The 19,399-nt window shown below is 68.0% G+C and carries 17 protein-coding genes; 6 read left to right on the forward strand and 11 right to left on the reverse strand.

The window, feature by feature from the left end:
• Positions 1-11: 11 nt before the first annotated feature.
• Positions 12-803, reverse strand: coding sequence for an FMN-binding negative transcriptional regulator (locus ACNI3K_RS12315; RefSeq protein WP_419392201.1), 792 nt, complete (start codon positions 801-803; stop codon positions 12-14).
• On the opposite strand from ACNI3K_RS12315, the gene ACNI3K_RS12320 reads away from it, so the two are divergent.
• Complete coding sequence (locus ACNI3K_RS12320) at positions 802-1,452, forward strand: dihydrofolate reductase family protein (protein ID WP_419392202.1); 651 nt, start codon at positions 802-804, stop codon at positions 1,450-1,452. The genes ACNI3K_RS12315 and ACNI3K_RS12320 overlap by 2 nt on opposite strands.
• 72 nt (positions 1,453-1,524) lie before the next feature.
• On the opposite strand, the gene dusB is transcribed toward ACNI3K_RS12320, so the two are convergent.
• From dusB to ACNI3K_RS12360, 8 genes are all read right to left on the reverse strand, one after another.
• Complete coding sequence (gene dusB, locus ACNI3K_RS12325; RefSeq protein ID WP_419392203.1) at positions 1,525-2,700, reverse strand: tRNA dihydrouridine synthase DusB; 1,176 nt, start codon at positions 2,698-2,700, stop codon at positions 1,525-1,527.
• Between the two features lie 45 nt (positions 2,701-2,745).
• On the reverse strand, positions 2,746-4,365 hold the full coding sequence (locus tag ACNI3K_RS12330; protein WP_419392204.1) for a right-handed parallel beta-helix repeat-containing protein: 1,620 nt from the start codon (positions 4,363-4,365) through the stop codon (positions 2,746-2,748).
• 287 nt (positions 4,366-4,652) lie between these two features.
• Positions 4,653-5,915, reverse strand: coding sequence for a YibE/F family protein (locus ACNI3K_RS12335; protein WP_419392205.1), 1,263 nt, complete (start codon positions 5,913-5,915; stop codon positions 4,653-4,655).
• Between the two features lie 8 nt (positions 5,916-5,923).
• Positions 5,924-7,309, reverse strand: a complete 1,386-nt coding sequence (locus ACNI3K_RS12340) for a glycine--tRNA ligase (protein ID WP_419392206.1) — start codon at positions 7,307-7,309, stop codon at positions 5,924-5,926.
• Between the two features lie 137 nt (positions 7,310-7,446).
• Positions 7,447-8,859: a UDP-glucose dehydrogenase family protein gene (locus ACNI3K_RS12345; RefSeq protein WP_419392207.1), complete on the reverse strand. Its 1,413-nt coding sequence runs from the start codon at positions 8,857-8,859 to the stop codon at positions 7,447-7,449.
• A 57-nt stretch (positions 8,860-8,916) separates the two neighbouring features.
• On the reverse strand, positions 8,917-10,098 hold the full coding sequence (locus ACNI3K_RS12350; RefSeq protein WP_419392208.1) for a right-handed parallel beta-helix repeat-containing protein: 1,182 nt from the start codon (positions 10,096-10,098) through the stop codon (positions 8,917-8,919).
• A complete protein-coding gene (locus tag ACNI3K_RS12355; RefSeq protein ID WP_419392209.1) occupies positions 10,095-12,113 on the reverse strand; it encodes a right-handed parallel beta-helix repeat-containing protein in 2,019 nt (672 codons plus the stop codon). The genes ACNI3K_RS12350 and ACNI3K_RS12355 overlap by 4 nt, the downstream gene beginning before the upstream one ends.
• Positions 12,110-13,405, reverse strand: coding sequence for a glycosyltransferase (locus tag ACNI3K_RS12360; RefSeq protein ID WP_419392210.1), 1,296 nt, complete (start codon positions 13,403-13,405; stop codon positions 12,110-12,112). The genes ACNI3K_RS12355 and ACNI3K_RS12360 overlap by 4 nt, the downstream gene beginning before the upstream one ends.
• A gap of 658 nt (positions 13,406-14,063) precedes the next feature.
• Here ACNI3K_RS12360 and ACNI3K_RS12365 point away from each other — a divergent pair.
• The 5 genes from ACNI3K_RS12365 to ACNI3K_RS12385 are packed head-to-tail and all read left to right on the forward strand — an operon-like array spanning position 14,064 to position 17,622.
• The gene (locus ACNI3K_RS12365) at positions 14,064-15,020 is read left to right on the forward strand and encodes a metal ABC transporter substrate-binding protein (protein WP_419392211.1); all 957 of its coding nucleotides are present in this window, start codon (positions 14,064-14,066) and stop codon (positions 15,018-15,020) included.
• Positions 15,007-15,801, forward strand: a complete 795-nt coding sequence (locus ACNI3K_RS12370) for a metal ABC transporter ATP-binding protein (protein ID WP_419392212.1) — start codon at positions 15,007-15,009, stop codon at positions 15,799-15,801. The genes ACNI3K_RS12365 and ACNI3K_RS12370 overlap by 14 nt, the downstream gene beginning before the upstream one ends.
• A complete protein-coding gene (locus ACNI3K_RS12375) occupies positions 15,798-16,667 on the forward strand; it encodes a metal ABC transporter permease (RefSeq protein ID WP_419392213.1) in 870 nt (289 codons plus the stop codon). The genes ACNI3K_RS12370 and ACNI3K_RS12375 overlap by 4 nt, the downstream gene beginning before the upstream one ends.
• Positions 16,664-17,074 carry a Fur family transcriptional regulator gene (locus ACNI3K_RS12380; RefSeq protein WP_419392214.1) on the forward strand — a complete coding sequence of 137 codons (411 nt, stop codon included), beginning with the start codon at positions 16,664-16,666 and terminating at the stop codon, positions 17,072-17,074. The genes ACNI3K_RS12375 and ACNI3K_RS12380 overlap by 4 nt, the downstream gene beginning before the upstream one ends.
• Positions 17,074-17,622, forward strand: a complete 549-nt coding sequence (locus tag ACNI3K_RS12385; protein ID WP_419392215.1) for a DedA family protein — start codon at positions 17,074-17,076, stop codon at positions 17,620-17,622. Before ACNI3K_RS12380 ends, ACNI3K_RS12385 begins: the two co-directional genes overlap by 1 nt.
• On the opposite strand, the gene ACNI3K_RS12390 is transcribed toward ACNI3K_RS12385, so the two are convergent.
• Positions 17,619-18,377, reverse strand: coding sequence for an isoprenyl transferase (locus ACNI3K_RS12390; protein WP_419392216.1), 759 nt, complete (start codon positions 18,375-18,377; stop codon positions 17,619-17,621). The two genes, ACNI3K_RS12385 and ACNI3K_RS12390, sit on opposite strands and share 4 nt — an antisense overlap.
• A 10-nt stretch (positions 18,378-18,387) precedes the next feature.
• A complete protein-coding gene (gene recO / locus ACNI3K_RS12395; RefSeq protein WP_419392217.1) occupies positions 18,388-19,221 on the reverse strand; it encodes a DNA repair protein RecO in 834 nt (277 codons plus the stop codon).
• Positions 19,222-19,399 lie beyond the last annotated feature (178 nt).

Below are 19,399 nucleotides of genomic sequence, written 5' to 3' on the forward strand. Positions count from 1 at the left end.
CACCGCCGGGCTCAGGAGGACGGCGGCCCGGACTGGAACCGCCTCATCTCACCCGCCAAGGACGGGTTCTTGCGGTCGATCTCCTCGGCGACGCGCTCGACGATCTGCGGCTCCTGGTTCTGGCTCAGCTTGGCCCGAGCCTGGAAGCGCGTGACGCGGATGCGGAAGCCCTTCGTCCCCTTGGCCATCGACCTCGTGCCCGCCTCGTCCTCGGAGAGGCTGCGCCCGTGGGCGTGGTGCTGCTCGAAGTGGTCCGTGAGGCGGGACAGCATCGCGTAGTTGCTCTCCTCCGACAGGATCTCGGGCACGCCGTACAGGTGCGCGGTGACGTGGTTCCACGTCGGGACCACCTCGCCGGGGTCATACCAGCTCGCGGACACGTAGTCGTGGGGACCCTGGATGACCACGAGCACCTCGTGTTCGCCGAGCTCGTGCAGCTCGTCGTCAGGACGCCCCACGTGGCTGATCAGCACGATGTCGTCCGTCGACTCATCCAGCAGGACGGGATAGTGCGAGGCGACCAGGCCATGCGACGTCGACGACACCAGCGTCGCCCAGGGGTGCCGGCGGATCAGACGCTTGACCTCGTCGGCGTCGGTGAGGCGATAACGCGGCGTGTCGAGCATGGCACCGTCTCCTTCCGTGCGCGTGGGCGCACCTGCGGGTTCGGCCACGCTATCAGCGGCGGCACCGGGGCGACCCGCAGGCAGGGCCTCCTGGGCGGCGGCCGCGACCTCACCGACGAGGCCGCCGGTCGCGGGTCGCCGGGCGAGAGCGCTCACCGCGACGTAGCGTATGAGCATGGGACGAGTACGCGCCTACATCGCAGCCTCGCTGGACGGCTTCATCGCCGGGCCACGCGACGACATCGACTGGCTCGAGGCGCCCCGGCCACCATGGGCGCCCATGGCGAGCGGCCCGTGGTCCGAGCACCCTGACGATGCGGTGGGCTACGAGACTTTCATCGCCGATGTGGGCGCGATCCTCATGGGGCGGCGCACGTACGACGTGGCGTCGGGCCTCGACATCGACTGGCCCTACGGGGACCTGCCGGTCATCGTCGCGACCGGTCGGCCCGTGAGCGACGCGCCCGCCACGGTCCGGCCCGCCTCCGCGCCGATCGCGAACCTCGTCGCCGAAGCGAAGGATGCCGCCGGAGACCAGGACGTCTATATCGACGGCGGCAGCGTCATTCGCCAAGCGCTCGACGAAGGTCTGATCGACGAGCTGATCGTGACGCTCCACCCGACCGTGCTCGGCGCGGGTCATCCGCTGTTCGCGGGCGCGGAGCACCGCCACCACATCACGGTGACGGAAGTGCGGCGCTACGGAGACGGGATGGTGCAGCTCACGCTGGTCCCCGCACGCGAGCCGCGCGACGAGTCCCCGGTGCCCGAGGGCGGCGGTCCGGCGGCCGATGCGGTGGCTGAGCCACCACTCGGGCTCGCCTGAGCCTTCGCGTCAGAGGCGACCACGTGGCGCCTCAGATGCTGGGGGGAGTCGCAGACGTGAGCCACCTTCCGGCTAGCCGCCCGAGACGCTGAGCTCCGCCTCGCGCAGGCGGGCCTCGAGATCGGGAGTGATGTCCTGAGTGTCGAGCCACCCCTCGGGGCACGCGGGCCGCTTAGGAGTTCCCTGGCGTCCCCGCGCGCCCTCAGCAGCCTCGCCTGGATACGGGGTGTCGAGCGGAAGCTCATCCAGTAGCGAGCGCAGGCTGTCGAGGGTGTTGACCAGGCCCAGGGACCGGCGGAGCTCGCCGCCCACCGGATATCCCTTGAGATACCAGGCCATATGCTTGCGCATCTCGCGCACGGCCTTGTTCTCGTCACCGTCGTAGAACGCCACCATCAACTCGCTGTGGCGGTAGATGGTGTCCGCGACGTCACGCAGACCGGGCCGGGCGCGCTCCGGCCGTCCCTCGAAGGCGGCCTGCAGGTCGCCGAACAGCCAGGGCCTACCCTGGCATCCGCGACCCACGACCACGCCGTCGCAGCCGGTCTCCTCGACCATGCGCAGCGCGTCCTCGGCTGACCAGATGTCTCCATTGCCCAGCACCGGGATCGACGTCACCGCCTCCTTGAGCCGTGCGATCGCGGTCCAGTCGGCCGTGCCGGAGTAGAAGTCAGCGGCGGTGCGCGCGTGCAGCGCGACGGCGGCCGCCCCCTCGCGTTCCGCCATCCGTCCCGCGTCCAGGTATGTCAGGTGATCGTCGTCGATGCCCTTGCGCATCTTCACGGTGACGGGGATGCCGTGCGGCGCGGCCTCGCGGACCGCCGCGCGCACGATGTCGCGGAACAGGTCTCTCTTCCACGGCAGCACCGCTCCCCCGCCCTTACGCGTCACCTTGGGCACCGGGCAACCGAAGTTCATGTCGATGTGGTCCGCGCGGTCCTCCTCGGCGAGCATGCGCACCGCCGCGCCAATCGTCGCCGGATCAACGCCGTAGACCTGCACCGAGCGCGGCTTCTCGTCGGGGTCGTGATGGATGATGCGCATGCTCTCGCGGGTGCGCTCGACGAGTGCACGGGACGTCACCATCTCCGCGACGTACAGGCCGCCGCCGTGCTCGCGGCACAGCCGGCGGAAGGCGGCGTTGGTGATGCCCGCCATGGGCGCCAGCACCACCGGCGTCTGGACCTCGAGGGGGCCGATGCGCAGCGGCGGCAGCACGCGGGCGGCGGCGTTCACGGTAGACGACATTTCACTATTGTCTCAAAGGCCTGGGTGCGCTCATGCGCCATGTCCTCAGCGGCAGTCCACGTTCGCGAGCCCCTCGCCGGCACCCGTAGCGGTGTTGTCACACGCCACGATGTTGCCGCGCACGGGCGTGAGCGAGAACCCGAACCCGGGGCCGTCGACGATCGCGTGGTTGCCGCGGAACACGTTGTCGGTCCCCCACCCGTCGACGAGCTCGTGCGTCTGGAAGCCGTCCTGTGGGCTGTGGCGACCCAGGTTGCCCTCGATCACCCACCCGTTGCCCTTCACGTCGACCCACGAATCGGCGCCAGCGACCTGGATGCTCGAACCGTCGAACTCGTTGCCGCGGATCACCCCGTTCGAGGTGCCTTCCTTGATATCCACTGCCTCCGCTGTGACGTCGATGATCGTATTGTTCTCGATGACGTTCCGGTCCGAACGGTCGGGAGCGTCGCCGGTGAGCGTGTCCCAGTTGTTGACCGAGGAGCCCACGTAGACCCCCTCGCCGAACTTGACGTTGCGGTTGCCCGTGTCGCGGATCAGCGAGTTCCTGATCACATTGTCCGAGCTGAAGGTGCGCAGGTGAACGGCCTCGTCGCCGATGTGCTCGACCGTCACGCCGTCGATGACGACGTGGTCCGACTCATCGAGCATGATCCCCTTCATGCCGTTGCGGACGGTGACGCCCTTCACGACCCAGTGATCCGCGCCGTCGAGATGCAGCACGTAGCCGCTGCTGACCGACCCGCCGTCGAGGATCGCCCCCGGGGTGCCGCACAGCGTGATCCGACTCGCGGGACTGCCATTGCGTGTCGCCGCCCAGTTTCCCGGGTAGCGGCCATCGGCGAGCACGATGACGTCGCCAGGGGACGCACTGTCGAGCGCGTCCTCGAGCTGCGCCCCCGTCGCAACGTTCACCGTGGCTGCGGGGCAGCCAGGCACCGCAGCATCCTCGTCAGTCGCTCCCTCGTCGATCGGTGGCGCGATTCGCTCCTGCAGACGGTAGAGGAACGCAGCCATCGCATCGCGCGTGATCTTGTGGAAGGGGCGGTACTCCTTGCCTGCTCGCACGTCCCAGCCGGTGGACACCTCCATGCCGGACAGCCAGCTGATCTCGGCGTAGAACGCGCTTGACCTGCTGGTGACGTCAGTGAACGGAGACGCCCGTGGCGCGCTCCAGGCGGGGCTCCCCGCATATCGGTACAGGAAGGCCGCCATCGCATCCCGCGTGATCGGCTCGAAGGGCCGGAACTCCTTGCCGCGCACCGTCTGCCATCCCCCGGAGATGCCCGAGTCGGCCAGCCACACGATTTCCTTGTAGAACTGCGTCGAGGTGGGGGTCACGTCCTCGAACGGTGACTGGGGCGGCAACGTCACCGCAGGCGACCCTGCCAAGCGATACAGGAACGCCGCCATGGCATCACGGGTGATCGATTCATACGGGCGGTACTGACGGGTGGCGCCGGAACCCCACCCGGTCGACACCCCCTCGTTCGCCAACCAGGTCATCTCTCGCGCGAACGGCATGCCCTCGGGAACATCGGTGAACTCGATCGCCGACTCCACGGTCACATCGCCCTCAGCGGCGCGCGCCGCGCTCGGCTCCAGCACGACGAGCGCCAGCAAAGCCAGCAACAGCGCCACCACCGCAGACGCCTCGTTGCTCATCCGGATGGTGTGTCGTGACATCGACAAGTTCGCCCTTTCGCGGCAGTGGGCGCGAGGGCACGCACCCTGGGTTCGTCAGTCGGAGAGTGCATGCGGGGCGCCGGAACCAGCCGGCGGCGCATGCACGCGAGGCGGCAAACCGTTGAGATCGCTTGCGCTCATCCCGCTCGGCGGCACCCAGCGGTCGCACGACCATACGGGACGAATCGCCCACGCAAGAAGCGAGTGTGATGGGGATCACGCTCTGCCACGACTCTGCGGCAGTCAGGTCCTGAGGACGGCCACGACTACTCGTCCGCCCGGCCGCGGAACTCCGGCTCCAGGACGGGCGGCGGAGCGTCGGCAAGCGCGGCGGCGCCTGCCGTGGGGGCGGCTGCTCGCGCGACCTGGGGTCCCGCAACTGCGCCTTCCTGGCTCGGCTCGCGCGCGATGGCGTCCGTGCCGACCACCAGAGCAGCGATGCCGGTGGTGAGCGGCACGGCGAGCACCAGACCGATCGAGCTCACCAGGGTGCGCACGGCCTCTTCGGCGATCTCCGCCGTGGTGAGGGTCGAGCCGACGGAGGTGTCGTAGAGGCTGATGAGCATGATCGCCGGCAGCGCCGCTCCGACGTACGCAAAGGCGATCGTGTAGACCGTCGAGGCGATATGGTCCCGGCCGATCCGCATGCCGCGGCGGAACAGGTTCCAGCGAGAGATGTCAGGACGGGCCGCCCGCAGCTCCCACACGGCGGACGACTGCGTCACGGTGACGTCATTCAGCACGCCGAGGCCCGCGATCACGATCCCGCACAGCACCAGACCCTGAAGATCCACGGAGCGGCCGGACAGCTCGAGATGCGCCCCCTCCTCCGACCAGATCCCCGTCAGGCTCGAGGCGTCAACGGCCCACCAGGCGAGCAGTGCCGTGATCGTCAGGCCTGCGAGCGTGCCCAAATACGCCGTGGTCGTCCGGGAGTTGAAGCCATGGGCGAGGTACAGCAGCATCGCCAAGGCGCCAGACCCCGTCACCAGTCCCGTTACCAGGGGATTCGCCCCATCGAACAGCGCGGGCACGGTGAAGAATACGATGATGCCGAACGCGGCAGCCAGGCCCAGCAGAGCCCCCACGCCGCGCCACCACGCGATTCCCGCCACCAGCAGCACGTAGGCGATGAGCAGCACCAGCATGGGACCCGCGCGCTCGAAGTCGCCGAAGATCAACTCCCCGGTGTCGAGCTGGAGCGCTCGGATGCGGTCGCCCTCCTCGTAGTCGAACGTCCCGAGGTCCGCGGGCGGCAGCTCCTGCGCACCTGTGTCCTCCTGGCCCGACACGGTGACCAGTGCGACGCCGGTGTCCGGGTCCACAGACTCGACGGTCGCGGACTCCCACGTTGCGCCCTCGTACGTGGTCGGCACGGAGCGGAGCATCGACCAGTCGGACGGCCACACCGCTACCGCGCCGATCGTGGTCAGGAACAGCACGGCAGCCACGATGACCGACAGGATCAGCGTGGTCCGCTCGGACGCGCGCGGCGGCCGTTCGAGCGAGTGTGAGTGTCCCGCGCCCACCGTCCGTCCTACGCGCCGACGAGGCGGGTCGCGAGGTAGGACTGGACCTGGCTGAGGGCGACGCGCTCCTGCTGCATGGTGTCGCGATCGCGGATGGTCACCGCCTGGTCGTCCTTGGTCTCGAAGTCGACTGTGATGCAGTACGGAGTACCGATCTCGTCCTGACGGCGGTACCGCTTGCCGATGGCCTGCGTCACGTCGAGGTCGACGTTCCATAGCCCGCGCAGCTCCTGCGCCAACGCCGATGCGGTGGGCAGCAACTCCTCGGACTTCGACAGCGGCAGCACCGCAGCCTTCACGGGCGCCAGGCGCGGGTCCAGGTGCAGCACGGTGCGCTTGTCGACGCCGCCCTTGGTGTTGGGGGCCTCGTCCTCGTCGTAGGCCTCGACCAGGAAGGCCATCAGTGAGCGGGTAAGGCCCGCCGCAGGCTCGATCACGTACGGCGTGTATCGCTCGTTCGTGGCGGGATCCAGGTAGCTGAGGTCCTTGCCGGAGTGCTGCGAGTGAGTCGTCAGGTCGAAATCGGTGCGGTTGGCGACGCCCTCGAGCTCGCCCCACTCCGATCCGGTGAAGCCGAACCGGTACTCGATGTCCACAGTGCGCTTGGAGTAGTGCGACAGCTTCTCTGCCGGGTGCTCGAAGTGGCGCAGGTTGTCGCGGTCGATTCCCAGTCCCGTGTACCAGTCAGTGCGGGCATCGATCCAGTACTGGTGCCACTCCTCGTCCGAGCCAGGCTTGACGAAGAACTCCATCTCCATCTGCTCGAACTCACGCGTGCGGAAGATGAAGTTGCCGGGTGTGATCTCGTTGCGGAACGACTTGCCGATCTGGCCGATGCCGAACGGCACCTTCATGCGCGACGTGCGCTGGACGTTCTCGAAGTTTACGAAGATGCCCTGCGCGGTCTCCGGGCGCAGGTAGTGCAGCCCCGACTCGTCCTCGGTGACGCCCAGGTGGGTCTTCAGCAGGCCGTTGAACATCTTGGGCTCGGTCCACTGGCCACGGTTGCCGCAGTTGGCGCACGCGACCTCCGCCAGTCCGCCCTCGGGTGCGCGGCCCTTCTTCTCCTCGAACTCCTCGAGCAGGTGATCCTCGCGGTACCGCTTGTGGCAGCTCAGGCACTCGACCAGCGGGTCGACAAAGGCGCCGATGTGGCCGGAGGCCTCCCACACCTTGGGGGGCAGGATCACGGAGGAGTCGAGCCCGACGATGTCGTCACGGCTGGCGACCACGTTGCGCCACCACTGCCGCTTGATGTTCTCCTTGAGCTCTACACCCAGCGGCCCGTAGTCCCACGCGGAACGCGTACCGCCGTAGATCTCTCCGCACGGGAACACGAAGCCACGGCGCTTCGCGAGCGAGATCACGTTGTCGAGGCGGGACGGCTGTGCCACTGAGTGCTCCTTGAGGGGTCGTCGGGAATGCCTCGACAGTCTAGCGGCGCGCGCTCACGCCCGATGCGGGGGTTCCTTGCGCTGCGAGAGCGGCAGTGCGCGGGCAGGCGCGGCGCGGTGCCTGCCCGCGCGGCGGCTCAGGCCATCGCCGCTACCTGGTCCTTGACGTCCTCGACGAGGCGCACCGTCTGCGGTTGAGCCGGACGGCCGAGTGCCCGGTACTCCCAACCTGCGGAGCGGTAGGCATCTGCGTCGAGGGCATGCCTGCCGTCGACCATCGCTCGGTGGCGCACCAGCTCGCCCATCATCTCGGGATCGGCCTCTCGGAACCGTGCCCACTCCGTGAGCAGCACCACTACATCCGCCCCCTTGACGCACTCGGCGAACGTGGGCGCGTAGTCAAGCTGGGGGTACGCCTCACGCGCGTTACCCATGGCTTCCGGGTCGTACACCACGACGTCCGCGGCCTGGGCGCGCAGCATGTCCGCCACGTCCAGGGCCGGCGCGTCGCGGATGTCGTCCGAGTTGGGCTTGAAGGCGGCGCCGAGACACGCGATCCTCATGCCGCGCAGGTCGCCGCCCGCCAGCTCGCGCACCAGATCCACGGTGCGACGGCGGCGGCGAGCATTGATCTCGTCGACCTCGTGGAGGAACTCCACCGCATGGCCCACCCCGAGCTCCTCCGCCCGGTGCATGAAGGCCCGGATGTCCTTCGGGAGGCAGCCTCCGCCGAAGCCGAGACCGGGCTTGAGGAACCGTGCGCCGATCCGGTCGTCGTAGCTCAACGCCGAGGCCAGCAGGTTGACGTCGGCACCGGTCACCTCGCAGATCTCAGCCATCGCGTTGATGTAGGAGATCTTGGTCGCGAGGAACGAGTTGGCCGCCACCTTGACCAGTTCGGCAGTCTTCATGTCGGCCACCACGAGTGGCGTGCCCGCCTCGAGGACCGGCTCGAACGCCGCTCGCAGGCTCGTCTCGGCGCGCTCCGATGACACGCCGAACACCAGTCGGTCGGGGTGCAAGGTGTCCTGGACTGCATAGCCCTCGCGCAAGAACTCGGGATTCCAGGCGACCTCCACCAAGTCGGGATCGGGAGCGGCTGCCGCGACCATGTCCGCGAGGCGCTCGGCTGTGCCGACCGGAACCGTCGACTTGCCCACGATCAGCGTGGACTTGCGGACCCGCTGCGCGATCGCGGTGAACGCGGCCTCGACGTAGGCGAGATTCGCGGCATGCGACCCGTGCAGCTGCGGCGTACCAACGCACACGAAGTGCACGTCGCCGAACTCGGCTGCCTCGTCGAACGACGTCGTGAAGCGCAAGTTGCCGCTGGCAAGGGCCTCGTCGAGCATCTCGGGCAGGCCCGGCTCGTGAAACGGCACTTCACCGCGCGTGAGCCGATCGATCTTCGCCTGATCGACGTCCACGCCCAGCACCTCGTAGCCCAGGGAGGCCATCGAGACGGCGTGCGTGGCCCCGAGGTAGCCGGTGCCGACGACGGTGAGGCGCGGTCGTGGCGTGGCCATGGGCTGGTCGATGATGTCGGTCATGTTCTCTCCTGATCGCGTTCGTCTCGAGTGTGCAAACGGGTGCGTGAGCACCCTTGATCACTGGCAGTCGGTATTGCTGTACCCCTCCCCCGCTTCCTCGACGGTGTTGGAGCACATGACGACGTTGTCCCGCTCCGGGGTGAGAGAGAATCCATAGCCGGGGCCCCGCACGACAGCGGTGTTGTCTGCAAAGACGTTCCCGGTGCCCCAGCCGTCCAGGATCTCGTGTGTCTGGAAGCCATCGTTGTTGGAGCGAATGCCCGAGTTGCCGACGATCTCGTAGTCGTTGCCCTTGATGTCGACCCAGGAGTCGCCTCCGTCCTCGATGAGCTCGGCACCATCAAAGGCGTTTCCGCGCAGAACGCCGTCGACGGTGCCCTCCTTGACGTCCACGGCCTCGGCCGTGACGTCGAACACGATGTTGCCCTCCACGACGTTGCGGTCGGAGCGATCCGGCTCGCAGTCGGTGAGGTCGCACCAGTTCGACTCCGCGCTGCCGATGTAGATGCCCTCACCGAACTTCTCGCGGCGGTTTCCCGTGTCGTAGACGGTGGAACCGCGCACGACGGAGTCGATGGTTCCGGTGCGCAGGTGGATGCCCTCGTCGCCGATGCCGTGAACAGTGACGGAGTCGATCACGACGTCTTCGCCACCGTCGACCATGATGCCCTTCTGCGCCTGTGTCACGGTGAGCCCGACGATGCGTACGTGCTGGGCTCCGTCGACGTGCAGTCCGTAGCCCCCGTCGTACCCTTCACCGACGATTGCCGCGGCGGACTCACCGCAGACCCATAGGGGTTCTTCGGCGGTGCCCGATGCCGTCAGCGAGAACTCGCCCTCGTAGCGCCCCTCAGCGAGACCGATGACGTCCCCTGGGCCGGCGGCAGAGAGCGCTTGCGCCAACTCATCGCCATCCTCGACGGTGATCGTCGCCGCGCCGCACTCCAGTAAGTCCCCGTCGACGTGCGCCGAGGGCATGTCATCGGGCGGCGCTGTGATCGCGGAGGGGTCGACCGCGACTCCCCTCCCGGGGTTGGCTGATTCCGAGGGCGAATTCGTCGGAGACGGCGACGGCGCGTCCGAAGCGTCCCCCGTCGCCGTCGGTGTGGGCTCCACGGACTGTGCGTCCTGCGAGCTCGCAGGATCCCCCACCAGGGTTGCCCCGACGAGTCCGCCGGCCAGAGCAGCGACGAGCACTGCTGCGGCGAAGAGGATCCCCTGTCGACGTTCCATTCTCATACGTGCCGTCCTTCCGCGCGAGAGCGCCTGCTCGGCAGGCCTGACTCGGTGCGTTCGTTCGGTCGTTCAGCGGGCGGGTGGACCACGCCATCGACGGTCGCCGGGTCCACCGGCCCTCCGGTGAATGCTGCGAGCGGCGTGCGGTCGCCGTAGGGCATGGATGGCTCGCGTCGGTGGCGGATTCCCATGAGTGCCGTGAACACGAGGAGCGCGCCGAGGCTCAGCCATAGGAGGCTCAGGGGCGACAGGAGGTTTGCGCGCAGCGACTCCCCAAAGGACCTCTCCGCCCATGCCGACGCATCGTTGCCGCCCACCCGGATGTCGCCGTCGGCGCGGGCCACGTCAATGGGTGTTCCCCCTTCTCCGCCCACGACGTTGTCGAGCACCTGCGTTCCCTCCGAGGCACCGACCACAGTGACGCCGTGACTGCTCGCTCCGCTCACGCGGTTCGACGAGACCTCGGCGACGGCATCGCGCACGTAGAGGCCGGTGAGAGCATCATTGACCTCGTTCGACGACAACAGCGCAGTGCTGCCGTCGCGCACCACGATGCCGTGCATCTCGGTCGCCTCAACCACGGACGAGGTGACGCGTATGCCTTGAGTGCCCTCCCGGAGGACCATGCCGAACCGCCCTCCCGAGACGGCATTGCCTTCGAGCACGATGTCCTGGCCACTCAGTACCTCGACTCCCACGTCCCCGTTGTTCCTGAAGGTGCTGTCGCGGATGGTGTGATCGCCGTACGACTCGACGGGGAGGCCGACTGCGGAAGGACCGTCGGCGAGCGGCCCCGCGTCAATGGTCACCCCGTTACGGCCGTTGCTCGCAGCGGTCACCTCGTCGAGTTGCACACCGTTGGAGCCACGCGAGACGCGGAAGCCGTCCACGGCGTTCTCCACCGAAGTCGTGCGCGCCACCCGCGACTGGAGCACCTCGCGGTGGAAGACGATTCCGTCGACCAGACTCTTCGTCACCTCGGAATCGATGATCTCGACGGAGCTCGCGTTCGAGACAAAGACTCCGAAGGCGTTGCCTTCGACGGCGATCCGTTGAAGGCGGGCGGTCACTCCCAGTGGGACCGAGTCGCTGGCACTGGGCTGCTGAATGGTCTCGTCGCCGTTCACGGTGGAGATGCCTGATGGTTGCTCTCCATCGTCGTCCGTGGTTCCGCCACTGCCGTCGGCGCCCGCAGAGGACTGCGCTCCGTCCGCCGCCGATGCGGAGCCCCACCCCTGGGTACCGGCTTCATCACCACCACCCGCTGCACCTTCATCGTCGGCGGCGCTAGTGCCCACCCCTACTCCGAACGCGTGGTCGGTTCCGGTCAGAGCCAACCCGCCAGTGTTGCCCGACCAGAACCCGAGAGATTCGAGCCTGACATCCACCATCGACAGCTGTCCCCCGATGGCCCGCACATACGCTCTGCCGTCGCTCGTGTTCGCATCGTGCGACTCGCGAGGTGCGTCCCAGCTGCGGATCAGTGTCGGCTCGTCCGCCTCGCCCTGAACCGCGAGTGTGCCGCCAAGCGTGACGATCGACACGAACCCCTCGGGCTGGCTCGCCAGCTGCAGTTCGCGCACGCCGTCGGCGACGGTGAGCGAGGCGCCGGCCAGAACCGCGAGATGCTCATGCAGGCGGTACACACCTTCGCCCAGGTCGGAGACCGCCACCGGCGCGGCGCTCTGAATCTCTGACAACGTGTACGGCTCCTCCCTCGGGGTGAGCACGAGCGTCGATACGGGCTCTGTCGCGACGCGATACGGCTGTGTGCGGTCGAGCTCGGGTGCGAGATCTCCGGCCGCGACTAGATCGAGGTCGGTCACGCGGGTGTCCTCGCGGCTCACCAGCACTGCCTCGGCCTCGGGATCGCCCTCGTATGCGCTCACCGTCCCGTCCCCCGTGGCGGCGCCGTCATCCTGCTCCGGCCGCTCGGTCGCCGAGGCCGCGGGTGCGAGCAGTGCGAGCACCGCCGCCAAGGCGGCAGAGACAAACGTGCGCGACTCGCGGGCGGTCATGCCGCAGCCTCGCGGGAGCCTGCCAGCGCACGACTCCGCTCTTCGCGTCGAGGCTCCGAGCCCACGGTGTCGAGCGAGCGGGCGTTCTGGCCCTCTCCGCCTACCTGATCCGCTGTGCGAGTCAGCCAGCCCTGCTTGTTCATGGTGGCGAACGCGTAGAGCTTGATCGGGAGCGCGACGAGCACGACCGTGAGTGCCAGGAAAGGCAGGATCAGCAGGTCCGAGGGGTTGCGTCGCAGATTCGACCATCCCCGCACCCCGCGTCCGACCAACAGCCACGCCGCTACGACTGCTCCACCCGCCCAGGTCAGCTCAAGCCGAGAGAAGAAGACGTACCCGAGGGTCAATGCCATCGTGACCGGCGTCAGCAGAATCTGCAGCACCGTCACCTTCGTGACGAAGGGCATTCTCCACAACCAGCCCTTGTAGACGGCAGTCAGGTAGCACCGGTAGGAGTTCCGGCTCCACCGCACTCGCTGCTTCATGAACGCCCGCAGGCTGGCCGGGAACATCGAGACGGCGCGTGCTGAGCGCTGATGCACGGTCTTGTAGCCCGAGGCCAGCACCAGCCAGGTCAGCCGGCCGTCGTCGCCCGCGATGCATCGCCTGCCCAGGAAGTACTCGTTCTCGAGGTGCTCGAGGACAGGAAGGACCGCCTTGCGGCGGTAGACGGCCGTGCGGCCAGAGACGCACGGCACTGCGCCCGCCCGTCCCATGGCCGGCACGTAGTCGTAGTAGCGAAGGTTGACGAGCCAGTCCGCGATGCGTCGCCACAGGCTCGACCCGCGTTCGTAGACGTTCTGCTGGGTCGAGCAGGCTCCGACCTCCGGATCGATGAAAGGCTTCTGCACCTCTTCGAGTAGACGCGGCTGCCACCACGTGTCCGAGTCCACGAGCAGGAGGATCTCGCCGCTGGCCTGCCGGATGCCGCAGCCCAGTGCAGAGCGCTTGCCCGCGTGCTTGAACAGGACCGGTCGCACTCTGTCGTCCTCGAGCGCCACGATCCGGTTGTAGGCCTCGGTGTCCTGCACGTCCAACACGATGATGATCTCTGTCGGGTGCTGAGCGCGCCACGTCTCGAGACACCGCATCAAGATGTCCGGATCCTCGTGGTAGGACGGCACGATCACCGAGGTGGTCGTGCGGAAGTCAGAGTCGATGACCTTGGCCCGGCGCGACAGCACGACCCGGTAGATCCACAGCGACCACACCACGGTGCCCGCCAAGGCGACAGGGAAGAATCCCCGCCACTGGTTCCAGAAATCGATCACTTCATTCGTCGCTGCGTCCACGAGAGACCCTTCATCGGCTGAATGCGGTGTGGTGTCCTGTCGCCCGGGCGACGCTCGAGATTTCGTCGCTAGCCGTCGCCATCAAGGGGTGCGCATCGGAGGCATCGCCCCTCGCCGCGCTACTGGAGGACTTCTTCGACGTTAAGTGTGACAAGCGCCACACTGCAAGCCGAGATGGGCGAATTGGGCAGAATTTACATGCAGTTCACATGACGGCGGGAGCCGAGACTGTTGACGCGCGCAGCACTGTCTAGGAGGCGTCCGGGAGCGCGCCCATCCGTGAGCGAGCTCGTGACACTGAATGTGTCGTGCTGGGTGACAGGAGCCACCCTTGCCACGTCGGCCCCGTCAATGCCCCTGACGCCCGTCCGCGCCTTGCGCAGCGATCTTCCCTTGCAGCCCGACCGCCTGCGTGCGCATCGGAGCGACATCGACGGGCACGAGGCCCGCACGCGTGGCCACCTCGCGCTGCACACCCGCCCGGCCGATGCGCGGGCTGGGATGGCGCAGGGTGACAGGTCAGCGGGGGTCGTCATGATTGTGGGGCACGCCTGATCGCGAGCGGCCGAGTCTGCGAGAGACGCCCCCGCGGCGGCGCTCTCGACCATCGGCCAGGTGCATGTTGACTTCGATTCTCATTAGCAATAGCATCGTCCCTATGAACCTTCGCCCTACCGTCGCAATCACGGCCGTCGCGGCCCTCACCCTTGCCGGGTGCGCCGCAGGCGGCACCTCCCCCACCGCCTCGACCGAGGGCTCAGCTGTGCCCGACGACGCCGCGATCTCCGTCGCCGCCGCCTTCTACCCCCTCCAGTTCGTCGCCGAACGAGTCGGAGGCGAGTTCGCATCAGTCGTCCCGCTCACGGCCCCCGGTGTCGAACCCCACGATCTCGAACTGTCTCCCGCGGTCGTACGGGAAATCCAGGGCGTGGACGTCGTGCTGTTCCTGAGCGAGTTCCAGCCCGCCGTGGACGAGGCCGTCAGCACCACGCAGGTGCGCACGATGGACGCGCACCACATCGTTGAGGAGCACGAGAGCGTGCACGCCGACGAGGACGAGGCCCACGAAGAGGACGACTCTCACGACGACCACGACCACTCGGCTGGGGATCCCCACTTCTGGCTGGATCCGACTCTGCTCGCGGAGTACGCCCATGAGGTATCGGTTGAGCTCGCGGACATCGACCCCGCCAATGCAGGCACGTACGCCACGAACGCAGAAGAGCTCGAGTCGGAGCTCCTCGCACTCGACCAGTCGTACGAGGACGGCCTGGCGCAGTGCGAGCGCCGCGACATCTTCGTCAGCCACGAGGCCTTCGGCTATCTCACGGAGAGGTTCGGCCTCGAGCAGCACGGGCTCTCTGGGCTCGACCCAGAGGCCGAGCCGTCCCCCGCGCGGGTGCGGGAGGTCCGGGACGAGGTGCTGGCGACGGGGGCCACCAATGTCTACTCGGAATCGCTGGTCGATGCCGCCGCCATCGAGGCCCTGGCGTCCGACGCCGGCGTCGAGACCGGAGTGCTCGACCCCCTCGAGGGCGTGTCGGGAGATGACGACTACATTGATGTCATGACCCGCAACCTCGACGCACTGCGAGCAGGGCTTGGCTGCGTCTGACGCCGATCCCCCCACCGGGTCGCCGGTGTTGACCGCGAAGGGCGTGCGAGTCTCGCTGGGCGGCACCGCGATCCTGCACGGGGTCTCCCTGGATGCGCATCGAGGAGAGGTGGTCGCCCTGATGGGCGGCAACGGCTCCGGCAAATCCACATTCGTGCGGGCCCTCGTCGGTGCCGTCACCCCCACCCACGGGGAGATCCACCTGTCCGGACGCCGCCTGACGCCAGCCGCCCGCGCACGGCTCGGCTATGTGCCCCAGCGGCTCACGGCCTCAGGGGGCGTATCCGCGACGGTGGCCGAGGTGGTCGCCTCTGGGCTTCTCGGGAGCCGGCAACTGCGCACTCCCCCACGCTCGCGCACGCTCGTCCATGAGGCGCTCGACACGATGGGGATTCGCGATCTCGCGCGCCGCGACGTGACGCGGCTGTCCGGCGGTCAACAGCAGCGGGCCCTCATCGCCCGGGCCTTGGTCCGCCGCCCCGACGTGCTCGTGCTCGATGAGCCCATGGCTGGCGTCGACATCGAGTCGCAGGTGGCGTTCGCCCACGCGCTGGGTCACCTGAAGGACGGGGGCGCCGCGATCGTCATCGTGCTCCACGAGCTCGGAGCCGTCGCGCGCCACATCGATCAAGCAGTCGTACTCGAGCATGGCTGCGTCACCTACACCGGCGCGCCGCCCACTGACATGGGCGTCCACGCGCTGCCGGGGCACGACCACGAGCATCCACATGCAGACCCTCAGTACGTCGAGGGGCCTTCGCTGGGATGGGACGGGCCATGATCTCGATCCTGCAAGAGCCGCTGGTTCAGCGCATGCTGATCGTCGCGCTCGTGGTCGGCGCGAGCGCGCCCGTGGTCGGCACCTACCTCGTCCAGCGGCGCATGGCGCTGCTCGGCGACGGCATCGGCCACGTCGCGCTCGCCGGAGTCGCCGCTGGCTGGCTCGCGGGGTCCGCCGCGGACCTTGCGCAGCGGGACGCCCTCGCGGTGCCCGGCGCGGTCCTGTTCGCGGTGCTCGGAGCAGTGATCATCGAGCGCATGCGCGCGAATGGCACGGCATCTGCCGACGTCGTGATGGCGATCCTGTTCTACGGAGGGATCGCCCTCGGCGTGCTGCTCATCGGCATCGCAGGCGGCTCCAATGCCAACCTCCTGGGCTACCTGTTCGGATCGATCTCGACCGTCACATGGATGGACGTGTGGGCCACGCTTGCGATGGCCGCCATCATCCTGGTGCTGGGGATCGGGCTTCGCAGCGCCTTGTTCGCGGTCACTCACGATCAGGAGTTCGCGTATTCGACTGGCCTGCCCGTCCAGGCGCTCAACATGGTGGTCGCGGTGCTCGCGGCGGTCACCATCACGGTGTCCATGCGGGTGGTCGGCGTCCTGCTGGTGTCCGCACTGATGATCGTGCCCGTCGCCATCGCACAGCTCCTGACCGGCTCGTTCGCGCGGGTGATGACGGTGGCGATGGCGATAGGTACGGTGCTGTGCCTGACCGGCATCAGCATCACCCTCCAGCACGACCTTCAGCCCGGCGCGCTGATCGTGGTCCTGGGCGTCGCGGCCTATATCGTGGTGGCAGTCGGTGCCGCACTTGTGCGCCGGCAACGACGCCGACGCCCGATCGCGGAGACCACCAGATGACAGCACAACGCATGACGCGGCAACGCACGGCGGTGCTTGAGTTGCTCGACAAGCACTCCGAGTTCCGGTCCGCGCAGGCCTGGCACGAAACCTTGCGCCACGACGGGTCGAGCGTGGGACTCGCGACTGTGTACCGGACGCTCCAATCGCTCGCCGAGGCGGGCAATCTCGACACTGTGGTCACGGACTCCGGCGAGACGTTGTACCGGCGCTGCGAGGCCGGCGACGAGCACCATCACCACCTGCGCTGCCGCATCTGCGGGCGGGCCGAGGACATCGACGTGCCCGACTTCGAGGCATGGGCGGACCGCATCGCACGGTCGCACGGATACTCGCGGATCGATCATACGGTGGAGCTCACCGGTGTCTGCGAGCAGTGCCACGCACGCGGAGCGGACGCGAGCTGATGCCCGGCGTTCCGTCGTTCGTGCTCGCGGGCCCGTGGTGGGGACTGTTCCTGTTCCTGTGCGCCGTGGTATTCCTTCGCACGCAGGCGACCTACTGGCTTGCACGGTGGGCGCGCGGCGGTGCCGACGTGATCGCCGTACGCGGCGAGCCCGACCAGAGTCGCCGCGCGCGCATGGCACGCAAGTTCTCGGGACCGCGCATGGACAAGGCTCGGGTGTTCCTCGAGCGGCGCGGCTACCTGGGCATCCCGGTTTCTTTCCTGACCGTCGGCTTCCAGACCATGGTGAACGCCGCAGCCGGCTACACCCGCATGAGGTTCGATCTCTATACGCTCGCCATGATCCCCGGCTGCCTGATCTGGGCCGCCGTGTACACCGCGATCGGGCTATCGATGTGGGAAGCATGGCTGCGTTCGCCGGAGCTCCTGGGGCTCGCGCTCACGGCCGTGATCGCGCTCGTCTATGCGCTCAACAGATGGCGCCGTCGTGCGACCGCGCGGTCAGCCGCCGAGCCCCTCGACAGGGTCGCCCACGAGGCTCAGAGCTAGGCGGAGCCGAACCTCCGGTTGCGGCGCGCGTACTCCTCGATCGCGGCCCACAGGTGGGTGCGATCGACGTCGGGCCACAGCACGTCGGAGAACACATACTCCGCGTAAGCCGCCTGCCAGGGCAGGAAGTTGCTCGAGCGCTGCTCCCCGCTGGATCGCCAGAACAGGTCCACGTCCGGCATGTCGGGTTCGTCGAGGTGTTTCGCCAGCGTCTTCTCGGAGACCTTGGACGGGTCGAGCTCTCCCGCCGCGACCTTCATGGCGATCGCACGCGCCGCATCGGCAATCTCCGCCCTGCCGCCGTAGTTGACGCACATCGTCAGCGTCAGGACGTCGTTGCCGGCTGTCATCTCCTCGGCACGCTCGAGCTCGTCGATCACGGACTTCCACAGCCGCGGCCGGCGCCCCGCCCACCGCACTCTCACGCCCCACTCGGCCATCTGGTCGCGGCGGCGGCGGATCACGTCCCGATTGAAGCCCATGAGGAACTTCACCTCGTCCGGGCTGCGCTTCCAGTTCTCGGTGCTGAACGCGTACGCGCTGACGTGCTTCACTCCGATGTCGATCGCGCCCGCCACGACGTCGAGCAGGGCCGCCTCTCCACGCGCGTGGCCTTCGGTGCGTGGCAGTCCGCGCTGCTTGGCCCAGCGTCCGTTGCCATCCATCACCACCGCGACATGCGACGGCACGGCCGATGCGGGCAGGTCGGGAGGCGTCGCCCCTCCGGGATGCGGGTACGGCCGGGAGTGCTTCACGGTGGCCAGCCTAGCCGCGCTCTGGCCCCGGACCCCTCCCGAGGTTTGTCGCGTCGGCGGCTCTCAGCGCCATCTGCACCGAAGGCTGACCACCGGAGCTCGTCGACACCTGCTCCGTGCGATCCACGTGGGTGAGCGAGCGCACCTTCCGCTCCAGGTGGAACTGGGTGTACGCCGCGATGAGTCCCGCGGCGTCGCGGCGCGGACGGGCGTCCGAGGCGTCCGCTGAGAGCCAGTCGCCGCTGAGCAGCGCCTCGAGCAGCGAGAACGTCTCGGGCGCCGGTGCCGCGGCCCCGGGAGGCCGACACGCCTCGCACACCGCCCCGCCCCCGGCCACGACGAACGCCCGATGCGGTCCCTCGCGACCGCAACTCGCGCAGTGGTCGAAGCTGGGCTCGTAGCCCGCTAGGGCAAGCGAACGAAGCAAGAAGCTGTCGAGCACCATTCCTGGCTCATGCTCACGCCGGCTCAGCGACCCCAGCGCCCCATGGAGCAGCCGGTACTGATCCCACGCCGGCTCCTTCTCGTGGTCCACGAGCTTGTCCGTAGTCTCGACCATCGCGATGGCCGAGGTGTACACCGCGTAGTCGTCGGCAATGCGCCGCGCATACGGCTCCTTGATCACCACTTGGCTGACGATGTCGAGGTTGCGGCCCTCGTAGAGCTGCACGTCGATCAGCATAAAGGGCTCGACCCGCGATCCCAGTCGAGACGAGGTGCGACGCACGCCCTTGGCCACCGCGCGGACCTTGCCGTGGCGCTTGGTCAGCAGCGTGATGATGCGGTCGGCTTCACCCAGCTTGTGGGTGCGGAGCACGATGGCGTCGTCACGGTAGAGGGGCACTTCCCCATTGTCTCTCGCAGCGTCCACATCGACCCGCCCCCCGCCGCGTCACGCCCGATGCCTTCTACCCCCGACACCTCGCGGAGGCCACACAATCGTTGACTTTCGTACTTAGTACGGTTAGCCTAGCGTGCGTGACTAGTACTAAGTACGACTCGCGCGAGGGGTGAGAGACGGC

This window comes from Demequina ureilytica, from assembly GCF_048553575.1.
Classification (GTDB): Bacteria; Actinomycetota; Actinomycetes; order Actinomycetales; family Demequinaceae; genus Demequina.